23 protein-coding genes and 1 pseudogene are annotated in these 23,075 nt (G+C 64.6%); 14 read left to right on the plus strand and 10 right to left on the minus strand.

Annotated elements, in window-relative coordinates:
- Positions 1-60: 60 nt before the first annotated feature.
- Complete coding sequence (gene acs, locus FAZ69_RS32395) at positions 61-2,043, minus strand: acetate--CoA ligase (RefSeq protein WP_136899473.1); 1,983 nt, start codon at positions 2,041-2,043, stop codon at positions 61-63.
- Between the two features lie 451 nt (positions 2,044-2,494).
- Between acs and FAZ69_RS32400 the strand changes: the two genes are divergently transcribed.
- The 9 genes from FAZ69_RS32400 to FAZ69_RS32440 all read left to right on the plus strand — a co-directional run bounded on the left by FAZ69_RS32400 (position 2,495) and on the right by FAZ69_RS32440 (position 10,047).
- Positions 2,495-3,400 (plus strand): DMT family transporter, encoded by a 906-nt coding sequence (locus tag FAZ69_RS32400; protein WP_136899475.1) that lies wholly within the window; start codon positions 2,495-2,497, stop codon positions 3,398-3,400.
- Between the two features lie 124 nt (positions 3,401-3,524).
- Positions 3,525-4,127 carry a TIGR00645 family protein gene (locus tag FAZ69_RS32405; protein WP_136899477.1) on the plus strand — a complete coding sequence of 201 codons (603 nt, stop codon included), beginning with the start codon at positions 3,525-3,527 and terminating at the stop codon, positions 4,125-4,127.
- Between the two features lie 35 nt (positions 4,128-4,162).
- Positions 4,163-5,686 carry a fumarate hydratase gene (locus FAZ69_RS32410; protein ID WP_136899479.1) on the plus strand — a complete coding sequence of 508 codons (1,524 nt, stop codon included), beginning with the start codon at positions 4,163-4,165 and terminating at the stop codon, positions 5,684-5,686.
- Between the two features lie 182 nt (positions 5,687-5,868).
- Positions 5,869-6,348, plus strand: a complete 480-nt coding sequence (gene bfr / locus FAZ69_RS32415; RefSeq protein ID WP_136899481.1) for a bacterioferritin — start codon at positions 5,869-5,871, stop codon at positions 6,346-6,348.
- A 149-nt stretch (positions 6,349-6,497) separates the two neighbouring features.
- Complete coding sequence (gene murI, locus FAZ69_RS32420) at positions 6,498-7,391, plus strand: glutamate racemase (protein WP_136899483.1); 894 nt, start codon at positions 6,498-6,500, stop codon at positions 7,389-7,391.
- A gap of 204 nt (positions 7,392-7,595) precedes the next feature.
- Positions 7,596-7,832, plus strand: coding sequence for a (2Fe-2S)-binding protein (locus FAZ69_RS32425; protein WP_136899485.1), 237 nt, complete (start codon positions 7,596-7,598; stop codon positions 7,830-7,832).
- Positions 7,833-8,116: 284 nt separating this feature from the next.
- Positions 8,117-8,860: an energy transducer TonB gene (locus tag FAZ69_RS32430; protein ID WP_136899488.1), complete on the plus strand. Its 744-nt coding sequence runs from the start codon at positions 8,117-8,119 to the stop codon at positions 8,858-8,860.
- Positions 8,861-8,885: 25 nt separating this feature from the next.
- On the plus strand, positions 8,886-9,614 hold the full coding sequence (locus FAZ69_RS32435; protein ID WP_136899490.1) for a MotA/TolQ/ExbB proton channel family protein: 729 nt from the start codon (positions 8,886-8,888) through the stop codon (positions 9,612-9,614).
- 13 nt (positions 9,615-9,627) lie between these two features.
- On the plus strand, positions 9,628-10,047 hold the full coding sequence (locus FAZ69_RS32440) for an ExbD/TolR family protein (protein WP_136899492.1): 420 nt from the start codon (positions 9,628-9,630) through the stop codon (positions 10,045-10,047).
- 418 nt (positions 10,048-10,465) lie between these two features.
- Here the strand turns inward: FAZ69_RS32440 and FAZ69_RS32445 are convergent, their stop codons facing one another.
- A complete protein-coding gene (locus FAZ69_RS32445) occupies positions 10,466-11,467 on the minus strand; it encodes a LysR family transcriptional regulator (RefSeq protein ID WP_136899494.1) in 1,002 nt (333 codons plus the stop codon).
- 122 nt (positions 11,468-11,589) lie between these two features.
- Here FAZ69_RS32445 and FAZ69_RS32450 point away from each other — a divergent pair, with 122 nt between their 5' ends.
- The 4 genes from FAZ69_RS32450 to hemP all read left to right on the plus strand — a co-directional run bounded on the left by FAZ69_RS32450 (position 11,590) and on the right by hemP (position 13,974).
- The gene (locus FAZ69_RS32450; protein ID WP_136899496.1) at positions 11,590-12,462 is read left to right on the plus strand and encodes a pirin family protein; all 873 of its coding nucleotides are present in this window, start codon (positions 11,590-11,592) and stop codon (positions 12,460-12,462) included.
- A gap of 104 nt (positions 12,463-12,566) precedes the next feature.
- Entirely contained in the window at positions 12,567-12,965 is a 399-nt protein-coding gene (locus tag FAZ69_RS32455; protein WP_136899498.1) for an OsmC family protein, read from the plus strand.
- Between the two features lie 50 nt (positions 12,966-13,015).
- Entirely contained in the window at positions 13,016-13,498 is a 483-nt protein-coding gene (locus FAZ69_RS32460; protein WP_136899500.1) for an SRPBCC family protein, read from the plus strand.
- Between the two features lie 218 nt (positions 13,499-13,716).
- Positions 13,717-13,974: a hemin uptake protein HemP gene (gene hemP / locus FAZ69_RS32465; protein ID WP_136899502.1), complete on the plus strand. Its 258-nt coding sequence runs from the start codon at positions 13,717-13,719 to the stop codon at positions 13,972-13,974.
- A gap of 150 nt (positions 13,975-14,124) precedes the next feature.
- Here hemP and FAZ69_RS32470 read toward each other — a convergent pair whose 3' ends face one another.
- From FAZ69_RS32470 to uvrB, 6 genes are all read right to left on the minus strand, one after another.
- Complete coding sequence (locus FAZ69_RS32470) at positions 14,125-14,535, minus strand: GlcG/HbpS family heme-binding protein (RefSeq protein ID WP_136899504.1); 411 nt, start codon at positions 14,533-14,535, stop codon at positions 14,125-14,127.
- 62 nt (positions 14,536-14,597) lie between these two features.
- On the minus strand, positions 14,598-16,010 hold the full coding sequence (locus tag FAZ69_RS32475) for a 4Fe-4S binding protein (RefSeq protein WP_136899506.1): 1,413 nt from the start codon (positions 16,008-16,010) through the stop codon (positions 14,598-14,600).
- Positions 16,007-16,849 (minus strand): FTR1 family iron permease, encoded by an 843-nt coding sequence (locus FAZ69_RS32480; RefSeq protein ID WP_136899508.1) that lies wholly within the window; start codon positions 16,847-16,849, stop codon positions 16,007-16,009. The genes FAZ69_RS32475 and FAZ69_RS32480 overlap by 4 nt, the downstream gene beginning before the upstream one ends.
- Before the next feature lie 56 nt (positions 16,850-16,905).
- Positions 16,906-17,238 (minus strand): cupredoxin domain-containing protein, encoded by a 333-nt coding sequence (locus tag FAZ69_RS32485; protein ID WP_136899510.1) that lies wholly within the window; start codon positions 17,236-17,238, stop codon positions 16,906-16,908.
- Between the two features lie 58 nt (positions 17,239-17,296).
- The gene (locus FAZ69_RS32490; RefSeq protein ID WP_136899512.1) at positions 17,297-17,842 is read right to left on the minus strand and encodes an iron transporter; all 546 of its coding nucleotides are present in this window, start codon (positions 17,840-17,842) and stop codon (positions 17,297-17,299) included.
- Between the two features lie 205 nt (positions 17,843-18,047).
- A complete protein-coding gene (gene uvrB, locus FAZ69_RS32495) occupies positions 18,048-20,138 on the minus strand; it encodes an excinuclease ABC subunit UvrB (protein WP_136899514.1) in 2,091 nt (696 codons plus the stop codon).
- A gap of 278 nt (positions 20,139-20,416) precedes the next feature.
- Here uvrB and FAZ69_RS32500 point away from each other — a divergent pair, with 278 nt between their 5' ends.
- Positions 20,417-21,616, plus strand: a complete 1,200-nt coding sequence (locus FAZ69_RS32500) for an amino acid aminotransferase (protein ID WP_136899516.1) — start codon at positions 20,417-20,419, stop codon at positions 21,614-21,616.
- Positions 21,617-21,697: 81 nt separating this feature from the next.
- Here the strand turns inward: FAZ69_RS32500 and FAZ69_RS32505 are convergent, their stop codons facing one another.
- Together FAZ69_RS32505 and FAZ69_RS32510 are read right to left on the minus strand one after the other, a co-directional pair.
- On the minus strand, positions 21,698-22,933 hold the full coding sequence (locus FAZ69_RS32505) for a DUF3734 domain-containing protein (RefSeq protein ID WP_136899518.1): 1,236 nt from the start codon (positions 22,931-22,933) through the stop codon (positions 21,698-21,700).
- Between the two features lie 10 nt (positions 22,934-22,943).
- Positions 22,944-23,075 (minus strand): annotated as a pseudogene (locus tag FAZ69_RS32510) (3-hydroxybutyrate dehydrogenase); the annotation flags it as partial.

The following is a 23,075-nucleotide window of genomic DNA, read 5'->3' on the forward strand; positions in this document are numbered from 1 at the left end:
AAGGCGCGGCGCAGACAATCGGGATTGTCCGCGCCGTGCCTATGGCCCGGGCTTATCGGGTTACAGCGACTCGCCGAGCTGATCGAGAATCGCGGGATTCTCGAGCGTCGACACATCCTGCGTGATCGCCTCGCCCTTCGCGAGCGAGCGCAACAGGCGCCGCATGATCTTGCCGGAACGCGTCTTCGGCAAGTTGTCGCCGAAGCGGATGTCCTTCGGCTTCGCGATCGGCCCGATCTCCTTGCCGACCCACGCGCGCAGTTCGTTCGCGAGCTTCGCCGCCTCCTCGCCCGCCGGACGCGCCCGCTTGAGCACAACGAACGCCACCACGGCCTCGCCGGTCGTGTCGTCTGGCCGCCCGACCACGGCCGCTTCGGCGACGATCGAATTCGCCACGAGCGCCGACTCGATCTCCATCGTCCCGAGCCGGTGGCCCGAGACGTTGAGCACGTCGTCGATGCGGCCCATGATCGTGAAGTTGCCGGTGTCCTTGTCGCGCACGCTGCCGTCGCCGGCAAGGTAGAGCTTGCCGCCGAGCTCCTCGGGGTAGTAGCTCTTCTTGAAGCGCTCGGGATCGCCCCAGATCGTGCGGATCATCGACGGCCACGGACGCTTCACCACGAGGATCCCGCCCTGCCCGTTGGGCACGTCCTGCCCGGTCTCGTCGACGATCGCCGCCATGATGCCCGGCAGCGGCAGCGTGCACGAGCCCGGCACGAGCGGCGTCGCGCCCGGCAGCGGCGTGATCATGTGGCCGCCGGTCTCGGTCTGCCACCAGGTATCGACGATCGGGCAGCGCGAGCCGCCCACGTTCTCGTAGTACCACATCCACGCTTCGGGATTGATCGGCTCGCCGACGGTGCCGAGGATGCGCAGGCTCGAGAGGTCATAGCTCTTCGGATGCACCTTCGGATCGGCCTCGGCGATCTTGATCAGCGAGCGGATCGCGGTGGGCGCCGTATAGAACACCGTGACCTTGTGCTTCTCGATCATGCTCCAGAAGCGGCCGCCGTCGGGATAGGTCGGCACGCCCTCGAACATCACCTGCGTCGCTCCAAGCGCGAGCGGACCGTAGGCGATGTACGTGTGCCCCGTGATCCAGCCGATGTCGGCCGTACACCAGAAGACATCGGACGGCTTCCAGTCGAAGGTCCATTTCATGCTCTGCGCGGCCCACAGCAGGTAGCCGCCCGTGCTGTGCTGCACGCCCTTCGGACGGCCCGTCGAGCCCGACGTGTAGAGCACGAACAGCGGATGCTCGGCGCCGACCCATTCGGGCGCGCAGGCATCGGCTTCATTGGCGGTGATCTCGTGCATCCACAGGTCGCGATCGGCGTTCCATTGCACCTTGCCGCCCGTGCGCCGATGGACGATCACGCTCTTGACCGCCTCGCAGCCGCCCATCGCGAGCGCTTCGTCGGCGATGTTCTTGAGCGGCAGCGCCTTGCCGCCGCGCATCTGTTCGTCCGACGTGATCAGCGCGACCGCGCCGACGTCGACGAGCCGCTCGTTCAGCGACTTCGACGAGAAGCCGCCGAACACGACCGAATGCGGCGCGCCGATGCGCGCGCAGGCCTGCATCGCGACCACGCCTTCGATCGACATCGGCATGTAGATCACGACGCGGTCGCCCTTCTTGACGCCGCGCTTCTTGAGCGCGTTCGCGAGGCGGCACACGCGAGAGAGCAGTTCCTGATAGGTGACGCGAGTGACCGCGCCGTCGTCGGCTTCGAAGACGATCGCGACCGTGCCGCCGTTGCCGGCTTCGACGTGCCTGTCGAGGCAGTTGTACGACGCGTTCAGCTCGCCGTCCTCGAACCACGTGTAGAAAGGCGCATTGGATTCGTCGAGCACCTTCGAGAACGGCTTGTGCCAGCCCACCGCCTCGCGTGCGAGCTTCGCCCAGAAGCCTTCGTAATCGCGCTCGGCCTCGGCGGCGAGCGCACGGTAGGCATCCATGCCGGAAATCGCCGCCTTGGCCACCGTCTCGGCGGACGGCGGGAAAACACGGCTTTCGTGAAGAACCGATTCAATCGCAGACATCGACAACCCCTTCATGAAGGTGAATATGAATCCTCTGTCCGGCGCGCCTGGTCATGCGGGCACGCCTTGTCTTGTGAGCGCGGCTTGCAAGCTGCGCTTGTCTCCTACCCTCGCACGTGCCGCCCGGCGCTTCACGTGCTGTCGACGCGGCCCGCCCGCCGCCGCGCATGCGGCGCCGCAGCATACGCATGCTGCCGGACGTGCCACCGGAATCATTGCTGCAAGGCCTGCCGGTTCGTGCAGACCGTACCATCAAACGTGACGATAACGACTGCAACTTACCGGTCACTTACGGGCATTTAAGCGCGCGCCGGCGGCGGCCGCTCATGTATTTGAGCGCTATCGCACGATGCAGTTGCGCCGCCCGAGCGTATTGCCGCTGTCTTTACGCCTTATTAAGCGGCAACCTACAATGCTCAATGCTAACTGAACTCCCCGCCTGGACTCCAGCTTGAACCGCTACGCTTTTCTCCTCATTGCCGCGATGCTGCTCGTCGGCAGCAATGTCGGCATCGGCAAGTCGATCGTCGCTTTCGTGCCCGTTTCCGTCCTCGCGCTCCTGCGTTTCGTGGTGGCGATCGCCGTGCTGTGGCCGCTCTTTCGTCCGGTCAAGATGAAGACCGTGAAGCGCGGCGAATGGCTCAACCTGTTCCTGCAAGCGCTCTTCGGCACCTTCATGTTCACGCTCCTGATGCTCAACGGCGTGCAGCGCACGAGCGCCGTGGCCGCGGGCGTCATCACGAGCAGCATCCCCGCCGTCGTCGCGCTCTTCTCCTGGCTCTTTCTCGGCGAGAAGCCGAACGGCCGCGCGCTCGTCTCGATCGCGCTCGCGATGACCGGCGTCATCGTCATCAACTTCGCGCACGGCGCCGGCTCGGCGGAAGGCGGGGCCGCCGCCGGGAGCTCGCTGGCCGGCAACCTCATGGTGCTCGGCGCCGTCTGCTGCGAATCGTTCTACGTGATCCTGTCGCGGCGCCTCACGCAGACGCTCGCGCCCATCGACATCTGCGCCTACACCCACCTGTTCGGCCTGCTGCTGATGCTGCCGCTCGGCATCGGCGCGTCGCTGTCGTTCGACTACGCGAGCGTGCCGGCCAGCACCTGGGCGCTTGTCGTCTGGTACGGGCTGTCGGCCAGCATCTTCTCGTTCTGGCTCTGGATGAAAGGCATCCGCCATGTGCCGGGCAGTCTCGCGGGCGTGTTCAGCGCCGTGCTGCCGATCGCGGCGGCCGTCTACGGCATCGTGTTTCTCGACGAGCGGCCGACGCTCGCGCACGGCGTCGCGCTCGCCTGCGTCGTGGCCGGCATCGCGCTCGCGAGCCTGAAGGCCAAGCGCTCGCCGCCGGTCACGCCGTAAGCGGAAACCGCCGGCCGCGTCCCAAGCGGAAAAAATGCACGGCGCGGTACAATAGCGCGCTTTTTTCGACTTCCCGGCGCGCTGCCCGACGCGGCAGCGCCACGACACGACCGACCGCCTCCTTATGTCCGCCCCGCACTCCGCCCGCTCCGGCCGTCCGCCGCGCCGCCCGCTGCGTCCGCTGCCCGCCGTCATCTTCATGAGCCGCTGGCTGCAAGTCCCGCTCTATCTGGGGCTGATCGTGGCGCAAGGCGTCTACGTCTATCTGTTCTTGACCGAGATCTGGCATCTGCTCACGCACGCCGGCAGCCTCGACGAAACCAGCATCATGCTTGCCGTGCTCGGCCTGATCGACGTCGTCATGATCTCGAACCTGCTCATCATGGTGATCGTCGGCGGCTACGAAACCTTCGTGTCGCGGCTCGGCGTCGAGGGACATCCCGACGAGCCCGAATGGCTCGACCACGTCAACGCGGGCGTGCTGAAGGTGAAGCTGTCGATGGCGCTCATCAGCATTTCGTCGGTCCACCTGCTGAAGACCTTCATCAACCCCGACCAGCACACCGAGCACGCCGTGATGTGGCAAGTGATCATCCACATCTCGTTCCTTGTCTCCGCGCTCGTGATGGCCTGGGTCGACCGCCTGACGACGCACACCCATCCGGTCCATTTCCACGAGCAAGAGCGCGCCAAAGAAGCGCGCGAGCTGTCCAAGGAAGTCGCCTGAATTATTGAGCATCCCGTCCCCACTGAGCCCAAGCCATGACTGTCATCAAACAGGAAGACCTGATCCAGAGCATCGCCGATTCGCTGCAGTACATCAGCTACTACCATCCGCTCGACTACATCCAGGCGCTCGGCCGCGCGTATGAGCTCGAAGAGAGCCCGGCCGCGAAAGACGCCATCGCGCAGATCCTCACCAACAGCCGCATGTGCGCGGAAGGCCATCGGCCGATTTGCCAGGACACCGGCATCGTCACCGTGTTCGTGAAGATCGGCATGGACGTGCGCTGGGACGGTGCCACGATGAGCGTCACCGATATGATCAACGAGGGCGTGCGCCGCGGTTACCTGAACCCCGACAACGTGCTGCGCGCCTCGATCGTGAGCCCGCCCGAAGGCGCGCGCAAGAACACGAAGGACAACACGCCGGCCGTCATCCACTACGAGATCGTGCCGGGCGACAAGGTCGACGTGCAGGTCGCGGCCAAGGGCGGCGGCTCGGAGAACAAGTCGAAGTTCGCGATGCTGAACCCGTCGGATTCGATCGTCGACTGGGTGCTGAAGACCGTGCCGACGATGGGCGCGGGCTGGTGCCCGCCGGGCATGCTCGGCATCGGCATCGGCGGCACCGCTGAGAAGGCGATGGTCATGGCGAAGGAATCGCTGATGGACCTGATCGATATTCAAGAGATCATCGCGCGCGGTCCCCAGGACTGGATCGAAGCGCTGCGCGTCGAGCTGCACGAGAAGGTCAATGCGCTCGGGATCGGCGCCCAGGGCCTGGGCGGCCTGTCGACGGTGCTCGACGTGAAGATCATGGCCGCGCCGACGCACGCCGCGAGCAAGCCGATCGCGATCATCCCGAACTGCGCGGCCACGCGCCACGCGCACTTCACGCTCGACGGCACGGGCGCGGCGAAGCTCGAAGCGCCGCCGCTCGACGCCTGGCCGAAGGTCACCTGGCAGCCGAACACGGAGACCAGCAAGCGCATCGACCTGAACACGCTCACGCAGGAAGAAGTCGCGAGCTGGAAGCCGGGCCAGACGCTCCTGCTCTCGGGCAAGATGCTCACGGGCCGCGACGCCGCGCACAAGCGCATCGCCGACATGCTCGCCAAGGGCGAGAAGCTGCCGGTCGATTTCACGAACCGCGTGATCTACTACGTCGGCCCGGTCGACCCGGTGCGAGACGAAGCGGTCGGCCCGGCGGGCCCCACCACCGCGACGCGCATGGACAAGTTCACCGAGACGATGCTGGCGCAAACGGGTCTCATTTCGATGATCGGCAAGGCCGAGCGCGGCCCGGTCGCGATCGAGGCGATCAAGAAGCACAAGGCGGCGTACCTGATGGCGGTCGGCGGCGCGGCGTACCTGGTGTCGAAGGCGATCCGCGAAGCGAAGGTGCTGGCATTCGAAGATCTCGGCATGGAAGCGATCTACGAATTCGACGTCGTCGATATGCCTGTAACAGTTGCTGTAGATTCGAACGGCACCTCCGTGCACCAGACCGGACCGAAGGAATGGCAAGCGAAGATCGGCAAGATTCCGGTCGCAGCGGCTTGATTTCCGCGGATTCTTGAGCGCTGGCCGGGCCGCGTGGCCCGGCTTTTTCTTTGCGTTGCTCCCCACCGCAAAACGCCACCCTTTCGGTCAACGAAAGACTTCGACCTGGGCCATTTGGTCTTGGCTTTTTAATCTGCAGCGTTTATCGTTGTGAGTCGAAGTCCTCCCAACAAGGAACAATCATGCAAGGCGATAAAAAAGTCATCGAATATCTGAACGCCCAGCTGAAGAACGAGCTGACCGCGATCAACCAGTACTTCCTGCACGCGCGGATGTACAAGCACTGGGGGCTCGAGAAGCTCGGCAAGCATGAATACGACGAATCGATCGGCGAGATGAAGCACGCCGACTGGCTCATCGAACGCATCTTCATGCTCGACGGCCTGCCGAACCTGCAAGACCTGCACAAGCTGTTGATCGGCGAGGAGACGAAGGAAATCCTCGAGTGCGACCTGAAGCTCGAGCAGATTTCCCAGGCCACCTGCAAGGAAGCGATCGCATATTGCGAATCCGTTCGCGATTTCGTTTCGCGCGAGATCTTCGTGAAGATCCTCGACGACACCGAAGAGCATATCGACTGGCTCGAAACCCAGCTCGATCTCATCGACAAGGTCGGCATCCAGAACTACCAGCAATCCGCCATGGGCGGCTCGGCCGAGTAACCGGCCCGAATCGGCCGCACGCGATCGCGCTCGTGCTTACCCCTCCCGTTTGCGGGTAACATGCGGCGCTTCCATGCGCGTCTCGCGATGCATCGATGCCGACGGGCGCGATCCGTCCCTGCCCCCATTCTTTTGCGCAGCACGCTCTCATGAACGTACCGCACCAAGCGTCCGCCCAAGATTCGATCGCCGCTGCAAACCGCGCGTCGGCGCCTGTCGGCATCTTCGATTCGGGCCTGGGGGGGCTTTCCGTGCTGCGCGCCGTACGTGCCCAGTTGCCCGGCGAAGCGCTGATCTACGCCGCGGATTCGGCCTATGCGCCGTACGGCCTTCGCGACGACGATTTCATCGCCGACCGCACGCTCGCGATCGGCGAGTGGCTGATCTCGCAAGGCGCGAAGGCACTCGTCGTCGCCTGCAATACGGCAACGGCGCAGGCAATCTCACTCGTGCGCGAGCGGCTCCCGATTCCGCTCATCGGCGTGGAGCCGGGCATCAAGCCGGCCGCGCTGCAGTCGAAGACTCGCGTGGCGGGCGTGCTCGCCACCCAGGTGACGTTAAGGAGCGCTCGCTTTCAAGCGCTGCAGGAGCGCTACGCCGGCGATTGCCGCTTTCTGTGCCAGCCGGGGCATGGCCTCGTGGAAGCGATCGAGCGCTGCGACGTCGACTCGGCGGAAGTCCGCGCGCTGCTGAAAAGCTACCTGGACCCGATGCTCGATGCGGGAGCCGATACGCTCGTGCTCGGCTGCACGCACTATCCGTTTTTCGACCGCGTCATCCGCGATATCGCCGGCGACCGGCTGATGCTGATCGACACCAGCGTGGCCATCGCCCGTCAACTCGAACGCGTGCTCGAGACAAACGGCTTGCGAGCGAGCGCGGCCGAAGCCGCCACGGCGCCTGCTCTGCCCCGCCTTTGCTCGACCAGCGACGGCGAGCATCTGCGCCAGCTGGCATACACGCTGCTCGGCCTGGACGCACCGGTCGAGCGCGTGCACGTGCCGTCGCGGCGCACTGTCGCAATCGCGTCGCAAACAACCTGACCTGCCGTCGCCTGAACGGCGATCCGACCCCGCATTACACCCGCGCCGCTGCCAAGCCGCGCGACTCGGCATAGCGTGCGTTGCGCCGCATTAACCCTGCCAGCTTCCCGTTTTGTTACAAAAAAACCGCCTCGGCAGCTTGCCAAGCGGCTTGAACATAATGATAATAATTCGCATTAACGTTAGCTATCGAACACATTCATCATGATCGTCTGCGTGTGCAAGTCTGTTTCCGACCGGAAGATCCGTGCTGCGATCGCAGAAGGCGCCGATACGTTCGACGAGCTCCAGTTCGAGCTAGGCGTGGCCACCTGCTGCGGCAAGTGCGAGGAATCCGTGCGCGACGTCATGGCGCAAAGCGGCGCATGCCAGAGCCAGTGCGGCGTTGAACATCACGTACACGCCATGCCGGTGACTTTCTACGAGCGCAAGGCCGCTTGACCGCCTGCACCCGCTAACCTTCCAGCCGGCGTCGCCGTGACGCCAGCAGCGTTTTCCACCAGAGCGCGAGCCGCACTCCTCCGCCCGGCTCTGCTTTTACTTCCCGTCAGCCAGCCAGTTTCACGCCAGCCATCGACCACTCATTCCTCAAGGAGTTTGAGATGGAATTGCTGCTTGGTTTCGTGGTGACTTTAGGCATCTCCCTATTGATTTTCCGTAAATGATGCGACTTGGCGCAGGCTTCGGCGCCGGCGTCGTTTGCGCCTTCGTTCAAGCAAGTTAGCATGCAGGTTCAGCCTTCCGTTGCTGCTGGCGCGTCGCCGGCAGCGCTTACACCAATGAATCCCCGTGTAGTCTCGGCGATCGCCGTCGTGGTGCTGCTCCACGCCGCGCTGGTCGCATTCCTGCTCACCGTTCGCAACGAGCTGCCGTCGCGCCCGCTCGAATCGCGCTCGATCACGGCCGAACTGCTGAGCCCGGCGCCTGCCGCAGCGCCCGCGGCGCTGCGATCGCCTGCGCCGAAGCCTGTGCCGCCAGCGCCTCACGTCAAGCCGAAACTCGAACCCAAACCCACGCCCGCTCCGAAAACGAAGCCGGAGCCGCTGCCGCAAGCGGCCGCGCCGTCGCCCAACGCGCCGGCGACGCCCGAGCCCGCCGCGCCCACACCACCTGCCCCGGCTACGGCGGCACCCGCCGCGGCGGCGCCCGCCGGACCGGCGATCGGCCGCGAAACGATGGCCATCGCCGCGCCCAAGGACGTCGCGCACCTCGACTGCAGCATCGCGAAGCCGCTCTACCCGGCGCTCTCGCAACGCCGTGGCGAAGCGGGCACCGCCTACGTACACTTCGTGGTCGGACTGACCGGCAAGATCGAAGACATTGAACTGAAAAAGAGCAGCGGCTTTTCGCGCCTGGACGATGCGGCACTGTCCGCGATGCACTCGAGCGCTTGCCGCCCTTACGTCGAGAACGGCTCACCCGTGCGCGCAGCCTACACGCAGCCGTTCACATTCGGTTTCAACGATTGATTGAAATAGAAGAAAAGGAATTGAAATGCAGAACTACGGTTTCATGCACGTCTGGGTGCAAGGCGATTTGGTGACCCGCGGCATCGCGGCCGCATTGATCTTCATGTCGATCTTGTCGTGGTGCGTGATCGTCACCAAGGGCATGAACGTGATGCGCCTGAAGCGCCTGACGAAGAACGCCGAGCAGGCGTTCTGGCACTCCGACGACTTCGCGGACGGCCTCGAGAAGCTCGGCCATACGCCGTCGGCGGCCAGCGGCAACCCGTTCCTCGCGCTCGCGCTGTCGGGCCAGGAGGCTGTCGACCACCATCACAAGACGCAGCCGCACCTGCACGACAAAATGGACGTGTCCGACTGGCTCACGCGCTGCCTGAAAGACACCATGGACGACGGCATCGCGCGCATGCAAAGCGGCCTCGCGGTGCTCGCCTCGATCGGCAGCGTCGCGCCGTTCGTCGGCCTGTTCGGCACGGTGTGGGGCATCTATCACGCCCTGCTCGTCATCGGCGCGACGGGGCAGACGTCGATCGACCAGGTCGCGGGACCGGTCGGAGAATCGCTGATCATGACGGCGCTTGGCCTCTTCGTCGCGATCCCCGCGGTGCTCGGCTACAACGCGCTGACGCGCGCGAACAAGGGCGTTGTCGGCAAGCTGCGCCGCTTCGCCCACGGCCTGCACGCGTACTTCGTAACCGGCTCGCACGTGGCGTCGGCCAAGCGGGACGGCCTGCGCCTCGCCGCACGCACGAACTGAGAGCGAGGCGGCCATGGCAATGAACGCATTCGCCGACGATGACGACGACGGCCTGATGAACGAAATCAACATGACGCCGCTCGTCGACGTCATGTTGGTTCTCCTGATCATCTTCCTGGTGACGATTCCGGCCATCCATCACGCGGTCAAGATCGACCTGCCGCACGCGAGCAGCCAGAAGGAAGACGTGAAGCCCGCGCACGTGAGCGTCTCGATCCAGGCTGACGGCACGGTTCTGTGGGACGACAAGCCCGTGACGGACGACGTGCTGCGCACCGACATCGCCCGGGCCGCGCAGGCGAACCCGCAGCCGGAGCTGCATCTGCGCGCGGACCGCAAGGTGCCCTACGAGCGAGTCGCCGACGTGATGTCCGCCGCGCAAGCGGGCGGGCTCACGAAGATCGGCTTCGTGACGGAGCCGAAAACGAAGTAGTCCGGATCATGACAGTCGCGCGCAGGCAGACAAGACCGTATCGCACGCCGTGCATTTTCGGCGCCCAATGTAAAAGGCCCTCATCGTCGGATGAGGGCCTTTTGTCTTGCGCACGCAGCGCCTTCGGGCGTCGGGCTCACTTGCCATCGGAGTAGCTCGTGGAGTCACCGCATGCGACAGCCGTGGTCGTCACGGACAGCGCCATTAGCCCTATCAGGCTTGCTATAAGAGCAGCCATCAATTTCCGCACCGGAATCTCCATTGCGAAAGGGATTTCAATATAGTTTGCGCGGCGTGCGCATTCAAGAAAATGCCCATTGAAACTACTGATCGCCGGCGACGCTTAAATGGCAAAACCGATATTCGCCCGAACAACGAGCGTCGCGCGGCTTCGGCTCTCGCGGTGTAGAACGCTTGTCTAGGGCGCGACTTTCTCCGGCGTGGCGCTTGCCGACAAAAGCTTTCGGAACTTGTCCGCGGGCCGGCCCTCCGGGCATTCGAGCATTTCATGCCTGCCCTCCTCGTGCATTTCAACGAGGTAATCGACGAAAGCCCGTACCGCCGGCACCATGCCCTGCCGCGACACGAACACCGCATAGAGCTGCGGCGTCGGCAAGGTCCAACCCGGCATCACCGGAGACAATTTACCAGAGCGCAAGGGAGCGCCGTACATCATCTCCGGCAGCGCCGCGATGCCTACGCCGGCGAGCACGGCCTCGCGGATCGTCATCAAATCGGCCGTCACGAGGCGCGGCTCGTGCTCGTGCACGTGACGCGCGCCGTCCGGCGCAATCAGATGAAACGCATGCCGGCCGTCGGGGCTCGGGGTATCGAGCGTCTCGAAGCGAGCGAGATCGCCGGCCGCGAGCGGCGGCGAATACTGGCTCAAAAGGCTCGGCGCGCCGACCAGCATCTGCTGAGTGCGCCACAGCGGCCGTACGACGATATTCGCGTTTTCCAGAGGCTCCGAGCGCACGCGCAACGCGACGTCGACCGAATCCTCGTACAGATCGATCACACGGTTCGTTACACGCATCACGACCCGCACCTCCGGATAGCGGTGCATGAACTCGGGCAGGATGCTCGACAGCCAGGTCTGCGAAACCGTGACCGGCACGCTGACGCGCACCGTGCCGCGCGGCGAGGCGCGCATCTGCTGGACGACGTTCACCGCCGCTTCGGCCTCCGACAGCATCGCCCGGCAATGCTGATAGAACAGCTGGCCGGCCTCGGTGAGCGCGAGCTTGCGCGTGGAGCGCTGCAGGAGCCGCACGCCGAGCGACGACTCCAGCTCGGACAGACGCCGCGACAGGCGCGACTTCGAGATGCCGAGCACGCGCTCTGCCGCCGAGAAGCCGCCGTGCTCGACGACCTGCGAGAAGTACATCAGGTCGTTCAGGTTGTGCGAATCGAGTTTCATGTCATCGTTCCATTGATAGAACAATCCATTGCCGAAGAGCGGCTGGAAGCCCATGGATCGGTCCATATAATAGCTTTATGTTTCAAAAATAATGCTATTCCCCTTTTTTCAGGTGATTTTCCATGTCCACGACCCGAACGATCCAACGCACCTTCCCTTCCGTTCGCACGATTGAAGGCGGCGGCTTCGTCGTCCATCGGCCGTTTCCGACCCGCATGCTGATGGACTTCGATCCGTTCTTGCTGCTCGACGAGATGGGGCCGGTCGACTATGCGCCGGGCGAGGCCATAGGCGCGCCCGACCATCCGCACCGCGGCTTCGAAACCGTGACCTACATGCTCGAGGGCCAGACCGTGCACCGCGATTCGGCCGGCCATGCCGGCATGCTGCGCGCGGGCGACGTGCAATGGATGACGGCTGGCGCGGGCGTCGTGCACAGCGAAATGCCGGACCCGGAGTTCGCCCGCAAGGGCGGCCGCGTGCATGGCCTGCAGATATGGGTGAACCTGCCGCGCCGCGACAAGATGATCGCGCCGCGCTACCAGGAGATTCCGTCGGCCGGCATTCCGACCGCGATCTCCAGCGACGGCAAGACGCGCGTCAAGGTGATCGCAGGAGAGGCGTTCGGCGTCAGCGCGGCGATCGAGACGCGCACTCCGATCCTCTATCAGCACTTCACGCTGCAGCCAGGCGCATCGGCCGTGCAGCCGGTGCCGCGCGACTACCGCGTGTTCGCCTATACGCTGGCAGGCAGCGGCTTCTACGGCGACGAGCGGCGCCGGATCGGCGCGCAGCACATGGTCGTGTTCAACGACGACGGCGAGACGGTCAGCTTCGCCGCCGGCGACGAGCCGCTCGACGTGTTGCTGCTCGGCGGCGTGCCGCTCAACGAGCCGGTCGTGCGCTACGGTCCGTTCGTGATGAATACCGAGGACGAGATCCGCCAGGCCGTCGTCGACTACCAGGCCGGGCGCATGGGGCAGATCGCGCCCTGAAGCGGCATCGGACGGCGCCGGGCGATTCGCGTCACAATGTGCCTTCCTTGCGGCCGCCGCGGCGGCGCGGCCGCAGCACCCCCATCTTGCAGCGGAGCGCACGCATGACAACGAACACGGTCGTCGCCAGCATCGGCTCGGTCAACTATCAGGTCCACCTCAGCGACGGCGCCCACACGTGGCTCGGCGACGAGCCCGAATCGGCCGGCGGCGGCAACCGGGGGCCCGAGCCTACCTCGCTGCTGCTGTCGAGCCTCGGCACGTGCACCGCGATCACGCTCAAGATGTATGCGCAGCGCAAAGAGTGGCCGCTCGACGGGGTGCGCGTCACGCTGTCGCTCGAAACCGGCTCGCAAGGCACGAAGATCAGCCGCGACATCGACCTCGAAGGTGCGTTGTCGGCCGAGCAGCGGGAACGGCTCTTGCAAATCGCCAATGCGTGCCCGCTTCACAAGATCCTGACGCACCCCATCGAGATAAATACGGGGCTTGTCGCGGTCTGATCGAGGGCGCAAGATCCGACCCGTAACGCCCTACAGAGGAATTCTCCGCCTTGAATTTCGAACACCTGATTCAGATCAACGACCCGCTCAATCCCTTCGTCGATTCGCTCACGCGCGCGCAACTGTGGGAAGGGCTCGTGCTGCGCGCCGAGCAGCCGCAATTGTTCGTGCTGGGACTCGACAGCTGCACGATCTTGTCGCGCACCGACAGCACGCTCGAGCGTGAACTGCACTACGGCAACGCGACGGTGCGTGATCGCGTGACGCTGACACCGCAGGAGAGCGTGCGCTACGACATTCTTGCCACCGAGGCACACGTCGGCGGCTCGCTGACGATGAGCATCGAGCAGCCGGACGAAGCTCAGCTGTTCCTGCGCTTCGAGTACCGCACCACGCTGCCCGTGGCCGACACCGAGGACGCGCGGCAGACGCAGGAGATCGTGAAGTCGGCGTACCGGGAATCGGACATCGATACCGTACGCCTCATTCGTCAGTACGCGTCGACCCCGAAGGAACCCGGCGCGCTGCATTGAGCGAGCCGCGGCAGTCGTGAGCAAGCGCCATCAGGCGGTCCTGTGGCCGCCTGGCGCAGCGTCCTGTGCCTCGCGTCTCACCTCCCCTCCCAGCCGTTCCCGAGCCGCCTCTAATTCTTCCTATCAAAAACGGCAGCCGATGAATTCGTCGTATTTGCAAATGGGAATTGTTCTCATTTATACTTCATTCCATCGAATCGACGAACCCAATAACCCGAATGAACGATTTCTCCCGCGCCTCCACGCTTACCCTGCGCCGCAACGGCGGCGCCGCGGCCAGCAGCCGCCCGAAGAGTGTCGTTCCTTCCACGGGTGTCGATCGCAGCAGTAGGACGAACCAACCGAACGATGAGGGCGAACGCATCATGCGCAGCGAAACGCTGCTGCAGGGACGCACCCACATCGGCATCACGCACAACGGCGAGACCTACCAGCTTCGCGCAACCCGCTTGGGCAAGCTGATCCTGACGAAGTAAGCACCGAGTATTGTGGGGACCACCTCCCAGAGAGGTGTTGGGCAGTAGCCAGCCACGACGGCTTGCACGCGAGATCTAGACCCCTTCGTGCAGACACCTTCAAGCAGCCGTCCAAAGCCAGCCATGCCGTTTTTTTGTAGTCCCTGCCGATTATTCGGCGAGGCCGAGCGCCGCGATGCCGGCGCGCGCCACCGCCGCATCCTGTTCCGACTTCACGCCGGATACCCCAAACGAGCCGACCACCTCGCCCTCGACCACGATCGGCACGCCGCCTTCCACCATGCTGACGAGCGGCGCGCTCAAAAACGCGACGCGGCCCTGCTTGATGATTTCCTCGTAGACCTTGCTTTCGCGGCGGCCGAGCACCGAAGTCCGGCCTTTGCCGATCGCCATCTCGACGGTGCTCGGCGCGGCGCCGTCCAGCCGGTGCAGATACAGCAGATGACCGCCGTCGTCGAAAATCGCGATCGTCACCGGCCAATGGTTGGCGATCGCGTGGGCCTCGGCGGCCGCGGCCATTTTCTTGACGTCGTCGTCGGTCAGTACGGGTTTGGTTCTCACGAGCATCCTCTATGTGCATGAGTCGGCGCGCGTCCAGGGGGCGCCGAGCCGACGTCGGACGGTTAGCGCGAGAACCCCCAGAACATCAGCCACCAGGCGCTGTCGACCATCGCCAGCGCAACGACAAACCATACCATCGCGATCGCCCGCCGGAAAAGCGAAGCGCTATGACGGCCCGTCACGCGCCAGGCGAGCCACGCGCTCCATGCATTCGCGATGGCGAGGATCGCGATGCGCAGATCGGACGCCCACCACAGCGGCACGTGCTCCGCCCGCAGCAGGGAGAGCGTCGTCGCCGACAAGCCGAGAAACACGCCGGCGCCGGCAAGCGGGATCAGCGCCTGCGCCAGATGGTGGAGCCGCACGCGATCGAAGCGGCCGAGCGAACGCGTCGCAAGCGCGAGCGCCGTCAGGAGACCGGTGCCCAGGACCAGCGCCGTCGCCACGATGTAGCCGATCACGAGCGAGCCGTCGAGCCACGAAAACACGTCGTTCTGCTCGGGGTAGTGCGTGAACAGGAACCACGGCGCGTTCGTCTCGAGCGGCCAGGTGATGTCGCGATCGATGAGGGCCGTCGCGAGCCACTGCTTCAGGTCCACGAACCACGTGCTCACGGTCCAGTGAAATGCGCCGATCGCAATGCCGAGCAGACCGTACAGGATCAGCACGGTATCCCAGCCGCTCGCCTGCTTGTCGCCGAGCTCGACGACCTCGGTGGACGGCGAGCGCCAAGTCAGCGAGATCGCATCGCGATGCCCGCTGCAGCGCCCGCACATATGGCACGATGCCGCGCCCTTCATATTGCGCAGCGGCACGAGCGGCGCGCAGTTGACCGGAATCACGCGACGGCCGTGCTCGCCTGCCTTGTACGAGCGGCGCCACGCATCTTCATCGACCTTGTAGTGGAACGGCGCGAGCCGCGCGAGCAGCGAGAAGACCCCGTTCACGGGGCACAGATACTTGCACCAGACGCGCTTTTCGCGGCCATACAGCACGCCGACCACCATCGCCGCGACTGTGGACCCGCCCAGCACCAGCAGCACCGCGCGCGGATACTGGTAGACGCTCACCATCTGCCCGTAGATCGTCGTGAGCCCGAAGGCGACGAACGGCCAGCCGCCCCAGCGCATCCAGCGCGGAATCGCCCAGCCGCGGCCGAACTTGCTCGCGAATTCGGATAGCGCGCCTTCCGGGCAGAGCACGCCGCACCAGACACGCCCGAGCATCACCATCGACAGCAGCACGAACGGCCACCAGATGCCCCAGAACACAAACTGCGCGGCGAGCGTCAGATTGGTCCAGAGATGCGAGGTCTCGTCGGGCAGCGGCAGGAATACGGGCACGACGATGAGGAGCGCATACACGCCCACGACGCCCCACTGAATCGCGCGAATGGCGGCGCCGTGGCGCTGCATCCATTGCCCGGCCTGCGCGAGCCGCCCCGGCCGCGCGCCGGCGGTGGAAACGCAACTCATGCAGCGCGCCCCGCGGCCGGCGCCGGGCCGCGGCTCGCACGCCGCACGAGCCAGTAGACGAGCGCCCAATACACCGCGTAGGCGGCGAGATTGGTCAGCGACGGATGTGCGCGATAGCCCGTCAGCGTCGCGACGAGCGAGCCGAACGTGCTCGAATCGTCGAGGATGGCCGAGGAATCCCAGAGCTGCGCGATGCCGAGCGGCAGGATTTCCTTGTCGATCAGCTTGTCGATGCCGGTCTGGAACAAGCCCGCGCCGAGAAACAGCAGCATGATTTCAGTGACGCGGAAAAAGTGACGCCAGGAAAAAAACTTCCCGCCCAATTGCAGAACGTAGAAGGTCAGGAAGGCGAGACCCAGGCCGACGACGACCGCCAGCAGTTGCGCGCCGCCCACATGCCCCGACTGGCCGAAGCCCAGGCCGTAGAGGAAGATGACCGTCTCGCTGCCCTCGCGGGCAATGGCGAGTGCGACGAGGATCGCCACGCCCCACCAGTTCGAATCCTGCGTGCTATGGCGCAACGACTGCTCCATGTCGCGCTTGAGCGAGCGGCCATGCTGCTTCATCCACAGCACCATTTGCACGATCAGCACGCACGCGACAAGCACCATGCCGGTCTGGAAATAATCCTGCGCGTCGCCCGAAAGCACCTCGGTAAAGCCGACGAGCGCCGCGCCGAGCGCGATGGCCGCGAACACGCCCGCGCCGGCGCCCGCCCACAAGTACGGCAAGCCGCGCCGTGCGTCGCCGTCGCCGTTTTTCAGCCACGCGTAGAGAATGCCGACGACGAGCAGCGCCTCGACGCTTTCCCGCCAAACGATGAACACAATCTGTCCCATCGAAAACCTCCGCGCGCGAAGCGGCGAACCCCGCCGCTTCGCGCGTAAAAACCGCACTATTTCGCGACGATCACGCCTTGCGCCTGCTGATGAAAGTCGTCGAAGAACTTGTATTCGCCCGGCGACAGCGGCGCAATCACGACAAACGACTCGCCGCCCGGCGCGAGGACCTTCTCCTTGCGCAGTTGAACGCTTTCGAACTCGACGGCGCCGCGGCCGGTGTTCCTGATCTCGATCTTGATGCGCTGGCCGGCCGGCACCTCGATGCGCGCCGGATTCAGCTTGCCGTCCGCCATCTCGAGCTTGAACGTCGGCAGATCGGCTGCGTGCGCGAGTGCGGCGACGCCAAGCGACGCAGCGAACAACGCGATTCTTGCTTGCAATTTCATGCGCCCTTCCCTCCAAGCGCGGCGGAGCGCTCAACCGTCCGCCGCTTGACCGCCGCGATCAGTAGCCGCCCTTCTTGCCGATGCCGGCAAAGGCGAAGTCGTATTCGAGCGTGATCGGCTTGAACCACGGACCCACGCCCGTTTCCTTGTCGACGTGACGGCCGAACGCCATATGGCCCATCTGCATCGGCGCTTCGACGACGAGCTTCAGGTGGTACTTGCCGGGACCGAACAGCTTGACGTTATCGCCGTAGTGCGGGCCGTCGCTCGCGACCATCGCCATCATGTCGCCCTTGACCGACTGGCTCGTGCCGGCCTTGGTCAACTCGTAGCGCACCTGCAGGTACGGCATCCAGTCGCCCTCGGCGAAGCCGGTCGGGTTGTTCTTGACTGCGTGGATGTCGGCCTCGATATGGATGTCCGAATCGGACGCCTTGCGCATCATGCCTTCGGGGTCCATCGAGATCGGCTGCAGGTAGACCGCGCCGATCTCCATGCCGCCCGCGATCGCATGCTTGCCGATCGGATATTCAGCCGCCGTCGCGGACATCGCCGCAACCGCGGCAACCGCCGCAACTGTGCCGCGCACGTAAGAACTCAGCATTGAAACTCCTTGTTATTCGCTTCGAAAAACTGGGTAGATGGGCGGATTGCTCACGCCCGATGCGTGTGATTACCCAGAAACGCACATTTAAACGAAAATGGGAACGATTCGCAATAGCGAACTAGTTTAGCATCGAACATTCGTCATAACAAAAAAACGCCGTACGGCGCGATGCCGTACGGCGTTTGATCAAGAAGCAAGACCGTCAGTCCGTGCCGGTGACATGGTCGCCGACGTTCGCGCCGAACACGCGCTCGCGCAACAGCGCGAGCTGATCGCGCGCCTGCGCGGCCTTCTCGAACTCGAGGTTCTTGGCGTGCTCCATCATCTGCTTCTCGAGCCGCTTGATCTCCTTCGCGAGCTGCTTCTCGGACATGTCCTCGAACTTCGCGCGCTGTTGCTGCTCCTTCAGCTCGGCGCGCGCTTCGTCGGCGTTGTAGACGCCATCGATGATGTCCTTGATGCGCTTGACTACGCCGCGCGGCACGATGCCCATCTTCTCGTTGTGCGCCATCTGCTTCACGCGCCGCCGCTCGGTCTCGTCGATTGCGCGGCGCATCGAATCGGTGATCGTGTCCCCGTACAGCAAGGCCTTGCCGTTGACGTTGCGCGCCGCCCGCCCGATCGTCTGGATCAGCGAGCGCTCGGCGCGCAGAAAGCCCTCTTTGTCAGCGTCGAGAATCGCGACGAGCGACACCTCGGGAATGTCGAGCCCCTCGCGCAGCAGGTTGATGCCGACGAGCACGTCAAAGGTGCCGAGCCGCAGGTCGCGGATGATTTCGACGCGCTCGACTGTGTCGATATCGCTGTGCAGGTAGCGCACCTTGACGCCGTGGTCGGCGAGGAATTCGGTCAACTGCTCGGCCATGCGCTTGGTGAGCACCGTCACGAGCACCCGGTCGCCCGCGGCGACACGCACATTGATCTCGGAGAGCACGTCGTCGACCTGGGTGCGCGCGGGCCGCACTTCGACCTCGGGGTCGACGAGGCCAGTCGGCCGCACGACCTGCTCGGCGACCTGGCCCGAGGTGCGCTTCTCGTAATCGGCCGGCGTCGCCGAGACGAAGACCGCCTGACGCATCTTGCGCTCGAACTCATGGAACTTGAGCGGGCGGTTGTCGAGCGCCGAGGGCAGCCGGAAGCCGTAGTCGACGAGGTTTTCCTTGCGCGCCCGGTCGCCGTTGTACATCCCGTTCAACTGGCCGATCAGCACGTGCGACTCGTCGAGCAGCATCAGCGCGTCGGGCGGCAGGTAGTCGACAAGCGTCGGGGGCGGCTCTCCGGGCGCAGCGCCCGAAAAGTGCCGCGAGTAGTTCTCGATGCCCTTGCAGAAGCCGAGCTCCTGCAGCATCTCCAAGTCGAACCGCGTGCGCTGCTCCAGCCGCTGCGCTTCGACGAGCTTGCCGTCCTTATGGAAGAACTCGAGCCGCTCGCGCAATTCGGCCTTGATCGTCTCGACGGCGCGCATCACCGTTTCGCGCGGCGTCACGTAGTGCGACGAAGGGTAGACGGTGAAGCGCAGAATCTTCTGCCGCACGCGCCCCGTCAGCGGATCGAACAGCTGCAGCGACTCCACCTCGTCGTCGAACAGCTCGACGCGCACCGCCATCTCGGCGTGCTCGGCCGGGAAGATGTCGATCGTGTCGCCGCGCACGCGAAACGCGCCGCGCTGGAAGTCGGCTTCGTTGCGGCTGTACTGCATCGCGATCAGCCGCGCGATGATGTCGCGCTGGCCTATCTTGTCGCCCGTGCGCAGCGTCAGGATCATCTGGTGGTACTCGGACGGATTGCCGATACCGTAGATCGCCGACACCGTCGCCACGATCACGACATCGCGCCGCTCCATCAGGCTCTTGGTCGCCGACAGCCGCATCTGCTCGATGTGCTCGTTGATCGACGAGTCTTTCTCGATGAACAGGTCGCGCTGCGGCACATAAGCTTCCGGCTGGTAGTAGTCGTAGTACGAGACGAAGTACTCGACGGCATTGCGCGGGAAGAACTCGCGAAACTCCGAATACAACTGCGCGGCGAGCGTCTTGTTCGGCGCGAACACGATAGCCGGGCGGCCGAGCCGCGCGATCGTGTTGGCCATCGTGAAGGTCTTGCCGGAGCCCGTCACGCCGAGCAGCGTCTGGAACGACAGGCCGTCCTCGACACCTTCGACGAGCGTGCTGATCGCGCCGGGCTGGTCGCCGGCCGGCGGGTACGGCTGGTAGAGGTGAAACGGGGAACCCTCGAACTCGACAAACTTCGATTCGTCGAGGGCGTCTTCGACGGGGGACAGGTGTTCGGACATGAGGACGCGGTTCCTTCGCCGAGGGCAAAAGGCTATTTTAGCGCCTCGGGCTTCGGCGGGCTGGCGCCCTGTCCGACCTGACGCCGAGCCTTGGACGCGCCGCACCCGCGGCAGAAACGCACGACCGTCCGCGTTTTTGCATCCGCCGTTTCCCGAAATCGGGGGCTGGATTCGCTACAATGCCAAATTGCGCTTGCGCACCGCTGGACCCGCACGGTATCTGACGGTCCCGCTCGGCCGCGAGCCCGCTTCTTCTTTTCCACTACCGCCGATACATCATGTCTCTCTTCTCCGCTGTCGAACTCGCTCCCCGCGACCCGATCCTGGGCCTCAACGAAGCCTTCAACGCCGATGCGCGCACGACCAAGGTCAATCTCGGCGTTGGCGTCTACACCAACGAAGAAGGCAAGATCCCGCTGCTGCGCGCGGTTCGTGAAGCGGAGAAAGCGCGCGTCGAAGCGGGCCTGCCGCGCGGCTATCTGCCGATCGAAGGGATCGCAGCCTACGACGCAGCAGTGCAAAAGCTGCTGCTCGGCAACGATTCGCCGCTGATCGCGGCAGGCCGCGTCGTGACGGCGCAAGCGCTGGGCGGCACGGGCGCGCTGAAGATCGGCGCCGATTTCCTGAAGCGCGTGAACCCGAACGCCAAGGTCGCGATCAGCGACCCGAGCTGGGAAAACCATCGCGCCCTGTTCGAAAGCGCGGGCTTCGAAGTCGTCGCCTATCCGTACTACGACGCGCAAACCAACGGCGTCAATTTCGAAGGCATGCTGAGCGCGCTGGACGGCTACGCCGCGGGCACGGTCGTCGTGCTGCACGCGTGCTGCCATAACCCGACGGGCGTGGACATCTCCGACGCGCAGTGGAAGCAGGTCGTCGAAGTCGTGAAGGCGCGCCAGCTCGTGCCGTTCCTCGACATCGCCTACCAGGGCTTCGGCGACGACATCGAAGCGGACGCCGCCGCCGTGCGCCTGTTCGCCGCGTCGGAACTGAACGTATTCGTGTCGTCGTCGTTCTCGAAGTCGTTCTCGCTGTACGGCGAGCGTATCGGCGCGCTGTCGATCATCACCGACAGCAAGGACGAAGCCGCGCGCGTGCTCTCGCAACTGAAGCGCGTGATCCGCACGAACTACTCGAACCCGCCGACGCATGGCGGCTCGGTGGTCGCCGCCGTGCTGACTTCGCCGGAACTGCGCGCGACGTGGGAGCAGGAGCTCGGCGAAATGCGCGACCGCATTCGCGCGATGCGCAAAGGCCTCGTCGAGCGCCTGAAGGCAGCGGGCGTGAACCGCGACTTCAGCTTCGTCAACGCCCAGCGCGGCATGTTCTCGTACTCGGGCCTGAGCGCGGCACAGGTGGACCGCCTGCGCGAAGAGTACGGCATCTATGCGGTCAGCACCGGCCGCATTTGCGTCGCTGCGCTCAATACGCGCAACATCGACGTCGTGGCGAACGCCGTCGCGAACGTGCTGAAGTAAGCATCATCGGCGATAGCCTGTCGATTTGAGGCCAGACGTAAATGGCGCCCTGCAAAGGGCGCCATTTTTTGGCTTCTGTCGCTATCGCATATCTCGATGGATATCGTGCGTCACGAAACCCGCATCGTTATCCGGCATCTCCAGCCAGCCCGGCTGCGCGAGACTCGCGCGTATGTCCTGCAGCCCACTCTCCCAGTGGTCGCGCATCGTCGACAACCCGAACTGATAGTCCTTGTAATTGCCCTCGTATTCCTTGTCGCGATAGACGAGGTGAATCACGTCATAGCGCTTCGAACACGAGAGCTCTTCCGCCAGCTTGCACCACGGGTCGTCGCGATGCTCCGGCGATACGCGCGTCAACACCTCGCGCAGCACATGCCGAAAGCGCTGCGTGTGCTGCATCATGTCCGTCACCAGGCGTGTGCGGCTCGAATATTGGATGTCCTTCATCCGGCCTTGCACGTCGGTGATGTTGTCCGGCACCGGGCCGCGTGCGCTCCATAGATCGACCTGGAACGCCAACGTGTCTTGCCGCGGCGTCGTCTGGATCACTTCCCGCAGCGGCGTATTCGACATCAAGCCGCCGTCCCAGTAAAACTCGCCGTCGATCTCGACCGCCGCAAAGCCGGGCGGCAACGCCCCGGATGCCATGAAATGCTCGGGCCGCAGCTTGATATGCGCGTTGTCGAAGTAAGCGAAATTGCCGGTGCCGACGTTGACCGCGCCGATAGACACGCGCGCTTCGCCCGAGTTGATCCGGTCGAAGTCGCAAAATCGCTCGAGCGTGGCTTTGAGCGGCGTGGTGTCGTAATAGCTCGCCGTTTCCGGCGAACCTGAGCCGGCAGGCATCGGCGGCGGAAAGCGCGGCACAAAAAAGCCCTTCTGCCCGTCGACAAGCGCACCGACCGCCTGCATTGCCGTAAAGGCCTTGCGCATCGTGTCGTTCGAATTGAAGAGCGCTCGCTCGACGAACGGCGGCATCGGCGGCCCATAGGCCGGCTGGCAGATCAGCTCCCAGAATTCGCGCAGCCTGTCTATGCGATGTTCTGGCGCGTTGCCGGCAAGAATCGCCGTATTGAGCGCGCCGATCGAAATGCCGCAAAACCGGTTGGGGAGAATGCCGGCTTCGTCGAGGCCCTGATAGACGCCGGCCTGATAGGCGCCGAGCGCACCCCCGCCCTGCAGGACGAGCGCAACGACCTCGTAGTCAGGCACGACGACGCGGGGGCCTTCATGCGTCTCCTGCTCACGAGCGCGCTCGCCGCCCCCACTGACCGAGGCGTCGGCGCGCGCGTGCTTCACCTTGCGCTGCGCCATCATGATCTCCTTATTGCATGAACCAGCCGTGGCTGACGATGAACGACTGACCCGTGAGCGCCGCGCTCGGGAAGGCCGAGAGGAACAGCACCGTCTGCGCGACGTCCTCGACCGTGGTGAACACGCCGTCCACGGTCTGGCC

The organism is Trinickia terrae (assembly GCF_005144415.1).
Taxonomy (GTDB): Bacteria; Pseudomonadota; Gammaproteobacteria; order Burkholderiales; family Burkholderiaceae; genus Trinickia_A; species Trinickia_A terrae.

Bases quoted from the DNA above. Each gene is read 5' to 3' on its own strand.
- acs (WP_136899473.1), bottom strand. From the start codon at position 2,043: ATGTCTGCGATTGAATCGGTTCTTCACGAAAGCCGTGTTTTCCCGCCG.
- FAZ69_RS32405 (WP_136899477.1), top strand. From the start codon at position 3,525: ATGTCCGCCCCGCACTCCGCCCGCTCCGGCCGTCCGCCGCGCCGCCCG.
- FAZ69_RS32410 (WP_136899479.1), top strand. From the start codon at position 4,163: ATGACTGTCATCAAACAGGAAGACCTGATCCAGAGCATCGCCGATTCG.
- bfr (WP_136899481.1), top strand. From the start codon at position 5,869: ATGCAAGGCGATAAAAAAGTCATCGAATATCTGAACGCCCAGCTGAAG.
- murI (WP_136899483.1), top strand. From the start codon at position 6,498: ATGAACGTACCGCACCAAGCGTCCGCCCAAGATTCGATCGCCGCTGCA.
- FAZ69_RS32425 (WP_136899485.1), top strand. From the start codon at position 7,596: ATGATCGTCTGCGTGTGCAAGTCTGTTTCCGACCGGAAGATCCGTGCT.
- FAZ69_RS32430 (WP_136899488.1), top strand. From the start codon at position 8,117: ATGCAGGTTCAGCCTTCCGTTGCTGCTGGCGCGTCGCCGGCAGCGCTT.
- FAZ69_RS32435 (WP_136899490.1), top strand. From the start codon at position 8,886: ATGCAGAACTACGGTTTCATGCACGTCTGGGTGCAAGGCGATTTGGTG.
- FAZ69_RS32440 (WP_136899492.1), top strand. From the start codon at position 9,628: ATGGCAATGAACGCATTCGCCGACGATGACGACGACGGCCTGATGAAC.
- FAZ69_RS32445 (WP_136899494.1), bottom strand. From the start codon at position 11,467: ATGAAACTCGATTCGCACAACCTGAACGACCTGATGTACTTCTCGCAG.
- FAZ69_RS32450 (WP_136899496.1), top strand. From the start codon at position 11,590: ATGTCCACGACCCGAACGATCCAACGCACCTTCCCTTCCGTTCGCACG.
- FAZ69_RS32455 (WP_136899498.1), top strand. From the start codon at position 12,567: ATGACAACGAACACGGTCGTCGCCAGCATCGGCTCGGTCAACTATCAG.
- hemP (WP_136899502.1), top strand. From the start codon at position 13,717: ATGAACGATTTCTCCCGCGCCTCCACGCTTACCCTGCGCCGCAACGGC.
- FAZ69_RS32475 (WP_136899506.1), bottom strand. From the start codon at position 16,010: ATGAGTTGCGTTTCCACCGCCGGCGCGCGGCCGGGGCGGCTCGCGCAG.
- FAZ69_RS32480 (WP_136899508.1), bottom strand. From the start codon at position 16,849: ATGGGACAGATTGTGTTCATCGTTTGGCGGGAAAGCGTCGAGGCGCTG.
- FAZ69_RS32485 (WP_136899510.1), bottom strand. From the start codon at position 17,238: ATGAAATTGCAAGCAAGAATCGCGTTGTTCGCTGCGTCGCTTGGCGTC.
- FAZ69_RS32490 (WP_136899512.1), bottom strand. From the start codon at position 17,842: ATGCTGAGTTCTTACGTGCGCGGCACAGTTGCGGCGGTTGCCGCGGTT.
- uvrB (WP_136899514.1), bottom strand. From the start codon at position 20,138: ATGTCCGAACACCTGTCCCCCGTCGAAGACGCCCTCGACGAATCGAAG.
- FAZ69_RS32500 (WP_136899516.1), top strand. From the start codon at position 20,417: ATGTCTCTCTTCTCCGCTGTCGAACTCGCTCCCCGCGACCCGATCCTG.
- FAZ69_RS32505 (WP_136899518.1), bottom strand. From the start codon at position 22,933: ATGGCGCAGCGCAAGGTGAAGCACGCGCGCGCCGACGCCTCGGTCAGT.